The organism is Mucilaginibacter sp., assembly GCF_028288225.1.
In the GTDB taxonomy this organism is placed as follows: domain Bacteria; phylum Bacteroidota; class Bacteroidia; order Sphingobacteriales; family Sphingobacteriaceae; genus Mucilaginibacter.
Window position 1 is genome coordinate 17,368 of the sequence record NZ_JAQBOC010000078.1, and the last position, 15,814, is coordinate 33,181.

Annotated in this window: 13 protein-coding genes; all 13 read left to right on the top strand. The window is 43.2% G+C overall.

The genetic code is table 11. The annotated features are described in order from the left end of the window. Window positions 1–663 precede the first annotated feature (663 nt). The 13 genes from ilvD (at window position 664) to ilvA (ending at window position 15,780) form a co-directional block, all read left to right on the top strand. The gene (gene ilvD / locus JWQ54_RS23145; protein ID WP_299589920.1) at window positions 664–2,364 is read left to right on the top strand and encodes a dihydroxy-acid dehydratase; all 1,701 of its coding nucleotides are present in this window, start codon (window positions 664–666) and stop codon (window positions 2,362–2,364) included. A 126-nt stretch (window positions 2,365–2,490) separates the two neighbouring features. Further along, window positions 2,491–4,227 (top strand): biosynthetic-type acetolactate synthase large subunit, encoded by a 1,737-nt coding sequence (gene ilvB, locus JWQ54_RS23150; RefSeq protein WP_299589921.1) that lies wholly within the window; start codon window positions 2,491–2,493, stop codon window positions 4,225–4,227. Between the two features lie 39 nt (window positions 4,228–4,266). Further along, window positions 4,267–4,869: an acetolactate synthase small subunit gene (gene ilvN / locus JWQ54_RS23155; protein WP_299589923.1), complete on the top strand. Its 603-nt coding sequence runs from the start codon at window positions 4,267–4,269 to the stop codon at window positions 4,867–4,869. Between the two features lie 129 nt (window positions 4,870–4,998). Continuing rightward, window positions 4,999–5,577, top strand: coding sequence for an O-methyltransferase (locus JWQ54_RS23160; protein ID WP_299589925.1), 579 nt, complete (start codon window positions 4,999–5,001; stop codon window positions 5,575–5,577). Window positions 5,578–5,693: 116 nt separating this feature from the next. Then, window positions 5,694–6,752, top strand: a complete 1,059-nt coding sequence (gene ilvC, locus JWQ54_RS23165) for a ketol-acid reductoisomerase (RefSeq protein ID WP_299589926.1) — start codon at window positions 5,694–5,696, stop codon at window positions 6,750–6,752. Window positions 6,753–6,871: 119 nt separating this feature from the next. Then, on the top strand, window positions 6,872–7,627 hold the full coding sequence (locus tag JWQ54_RS23170) for a class I SAM-dependent methyltransferase (protein WP_299589927.1): 756 nt from the start codon (window positions 6,872–6,874) through the stop codon (window positions 7,625–7,627). A gap of 19 nt (window positions 7,628–7,646) precedes the next feature. Continuing rightward, window positions 7,647–8,036, top strand: a complete 390-nt coding sequence (locus JWQ54_RS23175) for a hypothetical protein (protein ID WP_299589929.1) — start codon at window positions 7,647–7,649, stop codon at window positions 8,034–8,036. Window positions 8,037–8,121: 85 nt separating this feature from the next. Then, window positions 8,122–9,282 (top strand): 2-isopropylmalate synthase, encoded by a 1,161-nt coding sequence (locus tag JWQ54_RS23180; protein ID WP_299589931.1) that lies wholly within the window; start codon window positions 8,122–8,124, stop codon window positions 9,280–9,282. Window positions 9,283–9,325: 43 nt separating this feature from the next. Continuing rightward, entirely contained in the window at window positions 9,326–10,732 is a 1,407-nt protein-coding gene (gene leuC / locus JWQ54_RS23185; RefSeq protein ID WP_299589933.1) for a 3-isopropylmalate dehydratase large subunit, read from the top strand. A 75-nt stretch (window positions 10,733–10,807) separates the two neighbouring features. Further along, complete coding sequence (leuD, locus tag JWQ54_RS23190) at window positions 10,808–11,404, top strand: 3-isopropylmalate dehydratase small subunit (protein ID WP_299589935.1); 597 nt, start codon at window positions 10,808–10,810, stop codon at window positions 11,402–11,404. Between the two features lie 258 nt (window positions 11,405–11,662). Continuing rightward, on the top strand, window positions 11,663–13,180 hold the full coding sequence (locus JWQ54_RS23195) for an alpha-isopropylmalate synthase regulatory domain-containing protein (RefSeq protein WP_299589937.1): 1,518 nt from the start codon (window positions 11,663–11,665) through the stop codon (window positions 13,178–13,180). A gap of 171 nt (window positions 13,181–13,351) precedes the next feature. Next, window positions 13,352–14,410: a 3-isopropylmalate dehydrogenase gene (leuB, locus tag JWQ54_RS23200; protein WP_299589938.1), complete on the top strand. Its 1,059-nt coding sequence runs from the start codon at window positions 13,352–13,354 to the stop codon at window positions 14,408–14,410. 128 nt (window positions 14,411–14,538) lie between these two features. Beyond that, the gene (gene ilvA, locus JWQ54_RS23205) at window positions 14,539–15,780 is read left to right on the top strand and encodes a threonine ammonia-lyase IlvA (protein ID WP_299589940.1); all 1,242 of its coding nucleotides are present in this window, start codon (window positions 14,539–14,541) and stop codon (window positions 15,778–15,780) included. Window positions 15,781–15,814: the final 34 nt, after the last annotated feature.

The window sequence follows — 15,814 nt, forward strand, 5'->3', positions numbered from 1 at the left end:
TTTGTCCCGATTTATCAATCATTCAACAATAAAAAAACAATTAATCTTGGTTAAATTAATGCGGCTCTGGAGTTATTTAATTTAAATCATCTCTCCCCCTGGCGCGGGTATGCAGCGCCGGCCTAAAGAGGTGGCGTACTCGTGCCCCGCGTGCCCGGCAGCAAAATATTATTGTAATATTTATCAACCCTTAATTATAAGTAGAGAAACATTTTTTTCCTACTTGTCCCACTCCCTATAAACCGGGACAAACAATACAACCGGGACCAAAAGCCTCCCTGGTAAACACACATTCCAACGCCAGAAAAGCCTGTCAATTTCTCTTCAATCCGCACATCAAAAATCCGCACATTTGCGCATCCTCAACCCCTTTTCAGGCAGAAATTTGCCCCTTTACTATGCATGCATAAAAAACGTACCAAATACCGTTTTGAACTTTGGTATATTTTGTTAAATATATTGTATCTTTATATTTTAATAATGCAAACTTTTATATCGTAAATATTGTATAACACAAAATTAAATACTAATTGCAAATTTATTTTTAATCACTTGGCATTCCTTTTAACTATCTCTACCTTACAAATATCAATTTGCAATACCAGGGCAAACCTTAACTGTAATTAAAATTTTAGTACCAAAAGCTGGCAACAGCAACAAAGTATGAGTGCACAAACTGAAACGATAGAGCTAAATAAATATAGCAAAAACTTAACGCAAGACCCTACCCAACCGGCAGCGCAGGCCATGCTTTACGGCATTGGCTTAACCGACGATGATATGAAAAAGGCGCAGGTAGGCGTAGCAAGTATGGGCTATGACGGCAATACCTGTAACATGCACCTGAATGATTTGGCTAAAATTGTTAAAAAAGGTATCTGGACTGAAGATTTGGTTGGACTAATATTTCACACCATTGGCGTTAGCGATGGCATGAGCATGGGTACCGAAGGAATGCGCTACTCGTTGGTTAGCAGGGATGTTATTGCTGATTCTATTGAAGCGGTTTGTGGTGCACAGTATTATGATGGGTTGATAACCCTGCCGGGCTGTGATAAAAACATGCCGGGTTCAGTAATTGCCATGGGCAGGCTTAACCGCCCGTCGATAATGGTATATGGCGGTACTATTAAACCGGGCCATTATAAAGGGGAAGATTTAAACATTGTATCGGCATTTGAGGCTTTGGGCCAAAAAATAGCCGGTAATATAACGCCCGAGGATTTTATGGGCGTGGTGAAAAATGCTTGTCCGAGTGCCGGTGCCTGTGGTGGCATCTATACGGCCAATACAATGGCTTCGGCTATTGAAGCATTGGGCATGAGCTTGCCTTACTCGTCATCAAACCCGGCTTTAAGCCAGGAAAAGAAGGACGAGTGTTTAGCAGCAGGCAAAGCAATAAAGATCTTGCTTGAACGCGATATAAAACCATCAGACATTATGACCCGTGCGGCATTTGAAAATGCTATTGTTACGATTATGGTGTTAGGTGGAAGTACCAATGCGGTGCTGCATCTGATAGCGATGGCTAAAAGTATTGACGTAAAATTAACGCAGGATGATTTCCAGTCGGTAAGTAACCGCATTCCGGTACTGGCTGATATGAAGCCGAGCGGTAAATACATGATGGAGGACCTGCACAAAGTTGGCGGTGTTCCGGCTGTAATGAAATACTTGTTGAAATTGGGCTGGATAGATGGCAGTTGTTTAACCGTAACCGGTAAAACCATTGCCGAAAACCTGGCTGATGTTCCTGAAATGGAGTTTGAAAACCAAAAAATAATATTCCCGGCTGAAAACCCGATAAAAGCGACCGGTCACTTACAGATCCTATATGGAAACCTTGCCGAAGGCGGCAGCGTAGCCAAAATAAGTGGAAAGGAAGGCGAGCGTTTTGAAGGCCCTGCCCGTGTTTTTGATGGTGAGTTTGAGCTGATCCACGGTATTACCAGCGGTCGCGTAAGAGCGGGTGATGTAGTGGTGATCCGCAACATCGGCCCTAAAGGCGCACCCGGTATGCCCGAAATGCTGAAACCTACAGGCGCCATATTTGGTGCAGGCTTAGGTGCTTCGGTAGCTTTAATTACCGATGGAAGATTCAGCGGTGGTACACATGGTTTTGTGGTTGGTCACATTACTCCCGAAGCGTACGACGGCGGTTTAATTGCCTTTGTACAGGACAACGACACCATTGAAATTGACGCTACCACCAATACCATGACGCTGAAGGTATCCGCGGAAGAAATCGCGGCACGCCGAGTCAACTGGGTACAGCCAGCGCTTAAAGCTAAAAAAGGACTGCTGTACAAATACGCAAAAACAGTTAGCACAGCTGCAGAAGGTTGTGTTACGGATGAAATGTAGCCCCCGGCCCCTAAAGGGGTGCAGGAGGTGTAATTAAAATAGAGAGTAAAAAATAAATAATAACAATCGCTTATCCATTAAGGATGGGCTTAAAAAAACTCCCCCTTTAGGGGGTTGGGGGGCATTATGGAAGTAGCACAAGAAACATTAACACCGCCGGAGCAAAAGCATTCGGTTGAGTTTTCAGGATCAGAGGCCTTGCTGGAGGCTTTGATGATTGAAGGTGTGGATACCATTTTTGGCTATCCGGGTGGCGCAATTATGCCCATTTATGATGCCTTGTATGATTATAAAGAGAAATTAAATCACATATTAGTTCGCCACGAGCAGGGTGGCATTCATGCCGGACAGGGTTATGCACGTACCTCAGGCAAGGTGGGTGTGGTATTTGCAACCAGCGGTCCGGGTGCTACAAATCTAGTGACCGGGTTGGCTGATGCGCAGATTGACAGTACACCATTGGTATGCATCACCGGGCAAGTGTTTGCTCACCTTTTAGGTACCGATGCTTTCCAGGAAACAGATGTGATAAACATTACAACCCCTGTTACCAAATGGAACTACCAGGTAACTGATGCTACAGAGATCCCCGAGGTTATTGCAAAGGCTTTTTACATAGCCAAAAGCGGCAGACCGGGACCTGTTTTGATCGACATAACAAAAAATGCACAGATCCAGAAGTTCGATTATAAGGGATATACCAAGTGCGATCATATCCGCAGCTACAGGCCAAAGCCAATTGTTAGGCCGCAATATATTAAGGAAGCTGCAGAATTGATCAATCAAGCTAAAAAGCCGTTCATTATTTGGGGGCAGGGTGTAATATTAGGCAGTGCTGAACAGGAGTTTAAAGCTTTTGTTGAAAAGAGCGGCATCCCATCTGCATGGACAATTTTAGGCGCTGGTGCTATCCCTACAGATCACCCGCTTAACGTGGGGATGCTGGGGATGCATGGAAACTACGGCCCGAATGTATTAACCAATGAGTGTGATGTATTAATTGCCATAGGCATGCGTTTTGACGACCGTGTAACAGGCCGCCTTGATAAATATGCAAAACAGGCAAAGGTGATCCATTTGGATATTGACCCTGCCGAGATAGATAAAAACGTAAAATCAACCGTACCTGTTTGGGGCGATTGTAAAGAAACACTGCCATTGCTTACCGCATTGGTTGAGCAAAAAGCACATACCGAATGGGTAAAGTTATTTAATGAGTACACCCAAAAGGAATATGATGCGGTAATTCATGAGGAGCTAAACCCAACGTCGCCTGAAATGACGATGGGCGAGGTTATAAAACAGCTTAATGAATTAACTAAAGGCGATGCTGTTATTGTTACCGATGTTGGCCAGCACCAAATGGTGGCTTGCCGTTATGCTACTTTAAATAAAACCCGCAGCAATGTTACCAGCGGGGGCTTAGGCACCATGGGCTTTGCCCTGCCTGCAGCAATAGGCGCCAAGTTTGGTGCGCAGGAACGCGATGTAATTGCCATAATTGGCGATGGCGGCTTCCAGATGACCTTGCAGGAGTTGGGTACTATTATGCAAACCGGTATTGATGTAAAGATCATTATCCTGAATAACAAATTCCTGGGCATGGTGCGTCAGTGGCAGGAGCTGTTTAATGAGCGCAGGTATTCGTTTGTGGATATCCAGAGCCCGGATTTTGTGGCTGTTGCAGCTGCTTACGGCATTGCAGGTAAAATGATTGACGACCGCAAGGATCTTCCGTCAGCATTAAAACAAATGATGGAGAACAAAGGCTCGTTCCTTTTAGAAGTAATGGTAACCAAAGAAAACAACGTGTTCCCCATGGTACCGCAGGGATGCAGTGTTGCCGAGATCAGGTTGAAGTAGGCCCCTAACCCCTAAAGGGGAGCTTAAAAAAAGATTAAAATGGAAACTCAAATAGACAAACAGGAATTTAACATCACGGTTTATACCGAAAACCAGATTGGTTTACTAAACCGGATAGCTATAATATTTACCCGCAGAAAGATCAATATAGATAGTTTGAATACTTCTCCATCAGAAATTGAGAGCATTCACCGTTTTAATATTGTGATCAATGAATCGGAAGATGTGGTACGTAAACTTTGCCGCCAGATAGAAAAACAGGTAGAGGTTTTAAAGGTGTATTATCATACCAACGAGGACGTGATCTGGCAGGAACTGGCGCTGTACAAAGTATCAACCGATGTTATTGCTGAAAAGGTAAGCGTTGAGCGTTTGTTGCGCGAGAATGGCGCACGTGTAGTAACGCTTCGCAAGGATTATACGGTATTTGAAACAACAGGTCACCGCGAGGAAACGGATAACCTGATCAGTATTTTGCAGCCTTACGGACTGATTGAGTTTGTACGCAGTGCGCGTGTAGCCATTATTAAGGACAGCGAAGGCTTTAACTCGAAAATAAGAGAATTTGAAAGGCTTGAACCGGGTGAGGAAGTGATAGAGAATGAATATTTAAACCAGGGAGAAAAAGTATTTACCATGTAATTTGTCTGAATCAGAATTTTCAGAATTAAAGAATTAACGAGATAAAATCGGTGATATCACAACAATCAGTGAAGTCATCAAATAAAAAATCGGTGTAATCGTCCGAAATCGGTGTAATCACCAATTAATATGTTAGAAGAAATAAGACAAAAATATCCATCGGCTTACAATGCTATAAAAGTTGCTACGGAAGCGAGTGGTTTTACCATGCCGTCGGAAGTACTGACCTGCTCATTGCTTAAAACGCTGGCGGCATCAAAACCGGGAGGAAAGTTTTTAGAGCTGGGCACAGGCACGGGTTTATCAACCACATGGATCTTAGATGGCATGGATGGTTCATCAACAATGATCTCAATTGATAATGATGAAACTGTTTTAAGCATCGCCAAAGAGAATTTGGGAGTTGATAAAAGGTTAAAGTTGATCTGTGCCGATGGTGCAGACTGGATAAAACAAAACGCCGGACAAAAGTTCAGTTTTATTTTTGCTGATGCATGGCCCGGTAAATATTTATTGCTGGATGAAGTGCTGGAGATGATTGAAAAAGGAGGCATTTATGTTATTGATGATATGCTGCCACAGGCTAACTGGCCAACAGGTCATGCTGAAAAAGCAACCAGCCTGATCAGCTATTTAGATAGTCGTGACGACCTTATTTTAACAAAAATGGGCTGGGCAACCGGCATTGTGATCATAACGAAGAAGTGAGTGGTGAAGGGTGAATAGTGAGTGGTAAAAGAATAAAAAGATTATAAACTATAATAAGTAAAACCAATCATCGGTGAAATCAAAACAAAATCGGTGATATCAAAACAAAAATAACGATGGCAAAATTAAATTTCGGCGGCACTGAAGAAAATGTAGTAACCCGCGAGGAGTTCCCTTTATCAAAGGCACAGGAAGTATTAAAAGACGAAGTTGTAGCGGTAATTGGCTATGGCGTTCAGGGTCCTGGTCAGGCGCTTAATCAAAAAGACAACGGCATTAATGTGATTGTTGGTCAGCGTAAAGGCACAAAAACATGGGATAAAGCTGTAAGTGACGGCTTTGTACCCGGCGAAACACTTTTTGAAATTGAAGAAGCTCTTGAAAAAGGAACGGTTATTTGCTACCTGCTTAGCGATGCCGCCCAGATTGCATTATGGCCAACCGTTAAAAAACACTTAACTCCGGGTAAAGCACTATACTTTTCTCACGGTTTCGGGATTACTTTTAACGAGCAAACAGGAATTATTCCTCCTGCTGATGTTGACGTATTTTTGGTTGCTCCAAAAGGATCAGGCACTTCATTACGCCGCATGTTTTTACAGGGCCGTGGCTTAAACTCAAGCTACGCTATTTTCCAGGATGCTACCGGTAACGCATTTAACCGTGTTATTGCATTAGGTATTGCTGTAGGCAGCGGTTACTTATTCGAAACCAACTTTAAGAAAGAAGTATTCAGCGATTTAACCGGCGAGCGTGGTACGCTGATGGGTTGTATCCAGGGCATCTTTGCAGCACAGTATGAAGTATTGCGCAAAAACGGTCACTCACCATCAGAATCATTTAACGAAACTGTTGAAGAGCTAACCCAATCATTAATGCCATTGGTTGCTGAAAATGGTATGGATTGGATGTACGCCAATTGCTCAACCACAGCTCAACGCGGTGCATTGGATTGGTGGAAACGTTTCCGTGATGCTACTAAACCGGTATTTGAAGAACTATACAATAGCGTAGCAACAGGCGTTGAATCACAAAAATCAATTGATTCAAACAGCAAACCTGACTACCGTGAGAAACTTGATGCTGAATTAAAAGAATTACGCGAAAGCGAAATGTGGCAGACAGGCAAAACTGTACGCAGTTTACGCCCTGAAAACCAGGTTGTAGAAGCGTAATAGCCCCCTAACCCCCTAAAGGGGGAACTAAAAAGAATAGTATGGCGATGGGTTTTATTCCCATCGCTATTGAAATGAAAATCGGTGTAATCAAAAACCATCGGTGTAATCATTACTGTATGAAATGGAACGCAGAATTATATGACGATAAGCACGCATTCGTATACCAATACGGGGAAAGCGTGCTTGAATTATTGGATATAAAACAGGGCGAGCAAATTATCGACCTGGGTTGCGGTACAGGACATCTGACAAAACAAATAAAAGATCATGGCGCTGAGGTTACAGGTATTGATGCCTCTGCCGAAATGATTGAAAAGGCTGAAAAGGAATTCCCCGGCGTTGATTTTAAGGTTGCCGACGGGGCAAATTTTCATTTCAATAAAGCCTTTGATGCCGTATTTTCAAACGCTGCCCTGCACTGGATGCACAAGGCTGATGACGTTATAAAATGCGTTTATGACAGTCTTAAACCCGGTGGCCGTTTTGTTGCCGAAATGGGCGGTAAAGACAATAATAAGCACATGATTACGGCAACGCAGCAGGTGCTTGAAAAACATGGTTACAAAAAACTGGGCGAACGCAGGCCCTGGTATTTCCCCTCATTGGGCGAATATACCGGCAAGCTGGAGGCCCGTGGTTTCAGGGTAACGTTTGCTGCACATTTTGACAGGCCTACCCTGTTACATGATGGCAAACAAGGCGTTACTAAATGGCTGAACATGTTTGGCCCCGCTTTTTTTGAGGGGATCCCGGCAGTTGAACTAAAAGAAATATTGGGAGAAATAACCGATTTGCTTGAACCAACCTATGAAAAAGACGGCAACTTGTATGCTGATTATAAGAGGTTGAGGTTTGTGGCGATTAAAGAATAAGTTAACGGCTCAGCCCAACATGAAATCAGGACATAAAAAGATATTGTGGATTATAGGGATTGTACTTATTTCATGCATAACAGGATTTATACTTTTTTTCGGTTCATTTATTTGGAGTGCCCAAAGTAGTGAAGAGGATAAATTAAAGTTTGATAAAGTGTCCTGGGTTAATTTTAAAACAAAGGACGATGATAACATTAGGCACTACATGCTTACTGACCTTAAAAATAACTATTTAAAAAAGGGTATGGACAGCACAAAAGTAATAAAGCTGCTTGGTGAACCAGAAAGGCAATTCGGATTCTCATATAATTTGGGAATTTATGATAGCCCATTTGATCCAAGTTTTCTGATAATAGAATTTAATAAAAAAGGGAAACTGGTTAAGTTCAGTGTCCAAACAATATAATATAAGCATTAACTGATGAGAGATGAACGATGGAGGACTTTGCAAAGTCTCAAATCTCAAATCTCAAATCTCAAATTTAAAAAATATGTTACACGATCCAAACCGCGTTTATGTTTTTGATACCACGCTTCGCGATGGCGAACAGGTACCGGGCTGCCAGTTAACCACCCCTGAAAAAATTGAGATCGCCAAAGAACTGGAGGCATTGGGCGTAGATATTATTGAAGCTGGTTTCCCTGTCTCAAGTCCCGGCGATTTTCAGAGTGTTGTGGAGATCTCCAAGTCGGTATCAGCGCCAATAGTTTGTGCCTTAACACGGGCAAATAAAGGCGATATTGATGTAGCTGTTGAGTCGCTTCAATATGCTAAAAGGCCACGCATCCATACGGGTATCGGGTCATCTGACATGCACATCAAGACCAAGTTTAACAGTACCCGCGAGGAGATCCTGGTACGTGCTGTTGATGCGGTAAAATATGCCAAAAAATCTGTTGAGGATATTGAGTTTTTTGCTGAAGATGCCGGGCGGGCGGATATTTATTATCTGGCGCAAATGATTGAAGCGGTTATTGCCGCTGGCGCTACAGTTGTAAATATTCCGGATACCAACGGTTATTGTTTGCCAAATCAGTATGGCGACAAGATTCGTTTTTTGAAAGAAAATGTGAAGAACATTGACAAGGCCGTAATCTCGGTACATTGCCATAACGACCTTGGCCTCGCTACCGCAAACTCTATTGCAGGCTTGCAAAACGGTGCAAGACAAATTGAAGGAACCATTAATGGCATTGGCGAACGTGCAGGCAATACGTCTATTGAGGAAGTCGTCATGATCCTGAAAACACACCAGCTTGGTTTACATACCAACATAAACGCCCGCAATTTTTACGAGATCAGTCAACTGGTACGCACACAAATGCGGATGCCGGTACAGGCTAATAAAGCTATTGTTGGCAGCAACGCCTTTGCGCACAGCAGCGGTATTCACCAGGATGGCTTTTTAAAGAACCGCGAAAATTACGAAATTATTAAACCTGAAGATGTTGGCTTCCCAAGCGCAACTATTGTGCTTACTGCCCGCAGCGGAAGACATGCCTTAAAATTCCATTTGGAGCGTTTGGGCCAGAATTTGGATAAGAACGAGCTGAACGAAGCTTATAAAAACTTCTTAACCCTGGCCGATAGCAAACTAAATATAACCGACGAAGATTTGCTAATATTGGCTAATAACAGTATCAACGCATAAGTGAACGTTTTACAAATTGAGTAATACATAAGAAACTATAAAAATGAGCAAGACATTATTTGACAAGGTTTGGGACACGCATGTGGTGCGCAAAATTGAAGGTGGACCAGACGTGCTATTCATCGACCGTCATTTGATCCATGAAGTTACCAGCCCGGTAGCCTTTTTAGGTTTAAAGAGCAGGGGAATAAGGGTTTTATATCCTGAACGTACATTTGCCACCGCAGATCATAACACGCCGACAATAAACCAGCACTTACCCGTTGCCGATCCGCTTTCTGCTAACCAGTTAGACGCGCTTGAATCAAATTCAAACGAATATGGGATCAGCTATTGGGGATTGGGCCATCAAAAGAATGGTATAGTTCACGTTGTTGGTCCTGAGTATGGAATTACGCAGCCCGGCGCAACCATTGTTTGCGGTGATTCGCACACATCTACGCACGGTGCTTTTGGTGCCATAGCTTTCGGTATCGGTACGTCTGAAGTTGAAATGGTTTTGGCTACACAGTGTATCATGCAGCCAAAGCCTAAAAAAATGCGCATTAACGTTAATGGGAAATTAGGTATTGGCGTTACGCCGAAGGATGTTGCGTTGTTCATTATTTCAAAGCTTACCACATCAGGCGCTACCGGTTATTTTGTAGAGTATGCAGGTGATGTGTTTGAAAACATGACCATGGAAGGCCGGATGACGGTTTGTAATTTAAGTATTGAGATGGGTGCCCGTGGCGGGATGATTGCCCCGGACGAAACCACCATCAATTATGTAAAAGGCCGCGAATTTAGCCCTAAAGGCGAAGCCTGGGATAGAGCATTAGCTTATTACAAAACTTTGAAAACTGACGCTGATGCCATTTTTGATAAAGAATTAACATTTGATGGTTCAACTATTGAACCGATGATCACTTACGGAACAAACCCTGGAATGGGCATGGGGATTTCACACGAGATTCCGGATGCCGCCCATGTTGAAGGTGGCGCAGCAACCTATGAGAAATCATTAAACTACATGGGCTTTCACGAAGGCGACTCGATGTTAGGCAAGCCGGTTGATTTTGTATTTGTAGGCAGTTGTACCAATGGCCGTATTGAAGATTTTCGCGCATTTACTTCGCTTGTAAAAGGCAAACACAAAGCCGAAAATGTTACCGCCTGGTTGGTTCCCGGCTCTCATATTGTTGAAGCCCAGATAAAGGAAGAAGGCTTGCTGGATATTTTAACCGAAGCAGGTTTCGCGCTGCGCCAGCCGGGTTGTTCTGCCTGTTTGGCAATGAACGATGATAAGGTTCCTGCCGGAAAATACGCCGTAAGTACATCAAACAGAAACTTTGAAGGAAGACAAGGCCCGGGTTCAAGAACCATGCTGGCCAGTCCGCTGGTTGCTGCCGCCGCTGCCATTACCGGTGTAGTTACCGACCCAAGGACGTTAATAGAGGAACTTGTTTAATTTGTAAAAAAGCGAGTAGCGGGATAAATGACGAGCGTCAATGACCTAATGACTCAATGACTAATGACTAACAAAATGGCTTACGATAAATTTAATATACTAACAAGCACTGCGGTACCGCTTCCGATAGAGAATGTGGATACCGACCAAATTATCCCTGCCCGCTTTTTGAAGGCAACGGAACGGGTTGGCTTTGGCGATAATCTTTTCCGCGACTGGAGATACAATGCTGACAATACCCCCAAAAGGGATTTTGTATTGAACAACCCAATTTACAGCGGTAAAATATTGGTTGGCGGTAAAAACTTTGGTTCAGGCTCATCAAGGGAACACGCTGCATGGGCTGTTTATGATTATGGCTTCCGATGCGTGGTATCCAGCTTTTTTGCGGACATCTTTAAAAATAACTGTTTAAATATTGGTGTATTGCCGGTACAGGTTAGTCCGGAATTTGCCGAGAAGATCTTCACTGCAATTATTGCTGATCCTAAAACAGAACTGGAAGTGAATTTACCGGATCAAACTATTACGCTTTTATCAACAGGAGAAAAAGAAACGTTCGTAATTAGTCCGTACAAAAAGGATAACATGATCAATGGCTTTGATGATATAGATTACCTGCAAAGCATCAAAGGAGAAATTGAAGAGTTTGCTTCAAATCTCCCGCTTTAATTTTATACCAATTTTATGGTTTGAAGGGCTCGCCTAAAAAGTAATGATAAAACTGTGTGGCAAATACTCTGAAATCTTAGTGTCCTCTGTGCATTCTTTGCGGCCTCTGTGTTAAAAATTAACCACCGAGATAACAAAGGAGCCACAAAGTTCACAGAGATTGGAATATATTTTGGAGCGTTTTATGTCAAATAATTTTTAAGGCACATTGTTTAAATTATCTAAGTACTGCATAACCAACAAAGACAATCCACTACAATGGAAAGAAGGAAATTAGAGATAATGGACACTACGCTTCGCGATGGAGAACAAACATCGGGGGTGTCTTTTTCCATTTCAGAGAAGCTAACCATAACCCAGTTATTATTGGAAGAACTCAATGTCGACAGGGTTGAGATTGCTTCTGCGCGCGTATCCGATGGCGAATTTAATGCCGTTAAAAGCATTTTAGTTTGGGCTGAAGAAAACGGATATGCCGACCGCATTGAAGTGCTGTCGTTTGTGGATAATGGCGTTTCAATCGACTGGATGGTAAATTCAGGGGTAAAGGTTCAGAACCTGCTAACAAAGGGCTCGTTAAACCACTTAACCCATCAGCTTAAAAAAACACCGGAACAGCATTTTGCCGAAATAAAACATGTAATTGACCTTGCACAAAGCAAAGGCATAGCAACCAATGTTTATTTAGAGGACTGGAGCAATGGCATGCGCAACTCGCCGGAGTATGTGTATCAGTATTTAGATTTTATTACCACACAGCCTGTAAAAAGGATCTTGCTGCCAGATACCCTGGGGGTTTTAACCCCTGCTGAAACTGCGAAGTTTTTAACGGAGCTAATAGGAAAATACCCGGGCGTTCATTTTGATTTTCATGCGCATAACGATTATGATTTAGGCACAGCCAATGTGCTGGAAGCAGTTAAGGCTGGGGTAAGCGGATTGCACCTAACCGTAAACGGGATGGGTGAACGTGCAGGCAATGCCGCTATGGCCAGCGCCGTTGCTGTTATAAATGATTTTGCACCCGAGGTTGAAATAGGCATAAAGGAATCGTCTATTTATACTGTAAGTAAATTGGTTGAAACATTTTCGGGGGTAAGGATCCCATCAAACAAACCAATTGTTGGTGATAACGTATTTACCCAAACAGCAGGCATCCACGCCGATGGCGATAACAAAAACAATTTATACTTTAACGACCTGCTGCCTGAGCGTTTCGGCAGAAAGCGGGAATATGCCCTGGGTAAAACATCCGGCAAGGCTAATATTGAGAAAAACCTGCAGGAACTTGGGTTAAAGCTAAATGACGCCGATCTTAAAAAGGTTACTCAGCGCGTTATTGAACTGGGCGATAAAAAGGAAACCGTAACTAAAGAAGACCTGCCTTATATTATCTCAGATGTTTTGGATAGCAGCCTGTACGAGGAGAAGGTTGTTGTAGAATCATACGTATTAACAAATGCTATGGGTTTGCGTCCGTCTGCCACTATTGCGGTAAAGATAGACGGAGAAAAGTTTGAAGAAAATGCGCAGGGCGATGGCCAGTTTGATGCGTTTATGAATGCGCTGGCCAAGGTTTACGTTAAGAAGGACAGATGCTTGCCGAAACTGATTGATTATGCTGTACGCATAGCACCGGGCAGCAGCTCTGACGCACTTTGCGAAACCATTATAACCTGGAAAACGGATAGCAAAAAATTCATAACCAGGGGATTGGATTCAGACCAGACGGTTTGTGCCATAAAGGCTACACAGAAGATGCTGAATATAATTTGAGAAGAGAGTTAAGAGGTCAAGAGTCAGGAATCAAGAAACTAAAATAGTTGAGATGAAGGACTTAGGACAGTCTGACTTTACACAATATAAAAATAGCTAATTTTACTTTTTTCCTGACTCTTAAATTCTTGATTCTTGACTCTGGATTTACTAAACACAATCATAAAATAAATGAAACTAAATATCGCACTTTTAGCAGGAGACGGAATCGGGCCTGAGGTTATTGACCAGGCAGTTAAAGTATCTGACGCAATAGCAAAAAAATTTGGTCATGAAATTGCATGGACACCCGCTTTAACCGGCGCTGCAGCAATTGACGCCGTAGGTGAGCCTTACCCGGATTCAACCCACGAGGTTTGTATGGCAGCTGATGCGGTTTTGTTTGGCGCTATCGGCCATCCTCGTTATGATAATGATCCGAAAGCTACCGTTCGCCCGGAACAGGGGCTGTTAAAAATGCGTAAAAAACTGGGCCTGTTTGCTAATGTTCGTCCTACGTTTACTTTCCCGTCGTTAATTGACAATTCACCCTTAAAAAGAGAACGAATTGAGGGCACCGATATGATCATTTTGCGGGAGCTTACCGGCGGGATCTATTTTGGCGAAAGAGGAAGACTGGATGACGGAAACACCGCGTTTGATACCTGTACCTATACAAGGGCAGAAATTCAGCGACTGGCGAAATTAGGTTTTGAAATGGCGATGACCCGCAGTAAAAGACTTTGCTGTGTTGATAAAGCCAACGTGCTTGAAACTTCGCGTTTATGGCGGGAAACCGTACAAGATATGGAAAAAGATTATCCTGAAGTTAAAGTAAGCTATGAGTTTGTTGATGCAGTTGCCATGCGTTTGGTTCAGTGGCCAAATACCTATGATGTGATGATCACAGAAAACCTTTTTGGTGATATTTTAACCGATGAGGCTTCCGTAATTTCAGGATCTATGGGCTTAATGCCATCTGCTTCTATCGGCATCCATACTTCATTATTTGAACCTATTCATGGGTCGTATCCGCAGGCTGCTGGCAAGGATATTGCTAATCCGCTGGCTACCGTACTTTCTGCTGCTATGATGTTTGAGGATGCTTTCAAATTGAAAGAAGAAGCAGAAGCAATCAGGGCGGTTGTAAACAAATCATTAGCTGAAGGGATTGTAACCGAAGACCTTGCCGGGAAAAACAAAGCCTACAAAACAAGCGAAGTTGGCGACTGGCTGGCTAAAAACGTATAGTGAGATAAGAGCCAGGAATCAAGAGATCAAGAGTCAGGAAAGCTTCAAACAGGCTGCTTCCCATTTTTATCTTGATTCCTGATTCTTGATTTCCTGACTCTCTTTATTAATGCTGCAAATCATTCTCCATGACTGATGTTATATTAGACTTTAAAGCCGCTGCACAGCGGTTAAAGCATGTTGTAAAACACACGCCGCTTGAATATCATGCCGGGTTATCTAAAACATACGGTTGCAAACTGTACCTGAAACGCGAGGATCTGCAGATAGTGCGTTCATATAAGCTGCGTGGCGCATTTAATATGATCAGCCAGCTAACGGCAGACGAGTTAAGCCGTGGCGTGGTATGTGCAAGCGCGGGCAACCATGCGCAGGGTGTGGCTTTCTCCTGCAATAAAATGGGCATTAAGGGTGTGATATTTATGCCCGAAATAACCCCCGGACAAAAGGTTAAACAAACAGAAATGTTTGGCAATGGCCACGTTGAGATAGTTTTAGTGGGCGATACCTTTGATGATTGCCTGATAGAGGCACTTGCTTATACCCAGGCGCACCAGATGACCTTTATCCCCCCGTTTGATAATTATAGTGTTATTGAAGGACAAGGCACCGTAGCTGTTGAAATACTGGAAGACCTGCCCGATACCGAAGTTGTGATTATGCCCATTGGCGGCGGCGGACTTGCAGCCGGAGCAGGAAGCTATTTAAAACAGCAGAACCCCGATATTTTACTGATAGGTGTTGAGCCGGAAGGTGCACCCAGCATGCTTAAAGCCTTTGAACATGGCGGCCCGGTTAGTCTGCCGGATATTAACCGCTTTGTTGATGGTGCTGCGGTAAAAACCGTGGGCAAGCTAACCTATGAGCTCTGCCGTGAGGTTTTGGATGATATGCTGACCGTGGCTGAAGGTAAAGTTTGTACAACCATATTAAAGCTGTATAACGAAGATGCCATTGTGGTTGAACCGGCAGGCGCATTATCAGTTGCAGTGCTTGATGACTGTAAGGATAAAATAAAAGGCAAAAAGGTAGTTTGTGTTGTTAGCGGCGGCAATAATGATATTGAGCGCATGCAGGAGATCAAAGAAAAATCACTGCTGTACGAAGGGCTTAAACATTACTTTATTATAAAATTCCCGCAACGTCCGGGTGCATTAAAGCTGTTTGTAAACAATGTGCTTGGCCCCGGTGATGATATTACCCGCTTTGAGTTCATCAAAAAAACATCAAAAGAAAGCGGCCCTGCATTGGTAGGTATCGAGCTAAAAGATGCTGCAGACTATCCCTCATTACTGAAACGCATGGAAGAAAACCGCTTTGAAGTGCTTGAACTAAACAGGGATCAAACTTTGTTTGAGTTTTTGGTGTAAGCTGTATCGCCTGTATCACTGTATTACACAATAC

Excerpts from the sequence above, each read along its gene's own strand:
- ilvD (WP_299589920.1), top strand. The coding sequence starts at position 664 with ATGAGTGCACAAACTGAAACGATAGAGCTAAATAAATATAGCAAAAAC.
- ilvB (WP_299589921.1), top strand. The coding sequence starts at position 2,491 with ATGGAAGTAGCACAAGAAACATTAACACCGCCGGAGCAAAAGCATTCG.
- ilvN (WP_299589923.1), top strand. The coding sequence starts at position 4,267 with ATGGAAACTCAAATAGACAAACAGGAATTTAACATCACGGTTTATACC.
- JWQ54_RS23160 (WP_299589925.1), top strand. The coding sequence starts at position 4,999 with ATGTTAGAAGAAATAAGACAAAAATATCCATCGGCTTACAATGCTATA.
- ilvC (WP_299589926.1), top strand. The coding sequence starts at position 5,694 with ATGGCAAAATTAAATTTCGGCGGCACTGAAGAAAATGTAGTAACCCGC.
- JWQ54_RS23170 (WP_299589927.1), top strand. The coding sequence starts at position 6,872 with ATGAAATGGAACGCAGAATTATATGACGATAAGCACGCATTCGTATAC.
- JWQ54_RS23175 (WP_299589929.1), top strand. The coding sequence starts at position 7,647 with ATGAAATCAGGACATAAAAAGATATTGTGGATTATAGGGATTGTACTT.
- JWQ54_RS23180 (WP_299589931.1), top strand. The coding sequence starts at position 8,122 with ATGTTACACGATCCAAACCGCGTTTATGTTTTTGATACCACGCTTCGC.
- leuC (WP_299589933.1), top strand. The coding sequence starts at position 9,326 with ATGAGCAAGACATTATTTGACAAGGTTTGGGACACGCATGTGGTGCGC.
- leuD (WP_299589935.1), top strand. The coding sequence starts at position 10,808 with ATGGCTTACGATAAATTTAATATACTAACAAGCACTGCGGTACCGCTT.
- JWQ54_RS23195 (WP_299589937.1), top strand. The coding sequence starts at position 11,663 with ATGGAAAGAAGGAAATTAGAGATAATGGACACTACGCTTCGCGATGGA.
- leuB (WP_299589938.1), top strand. The coding sequence starts at position 13,352 with ATGAAACTAAATATCGCACTTTTAGCAGGAGACGGAATCGGGCCTGAG.
- ilvA (WP_299589940.1), top strand. The coding sequence starts at position 14,539 with ATGACTGATGTTATATTAGACTTTAAAGCCGCTGCACAGCGGTTAAAG.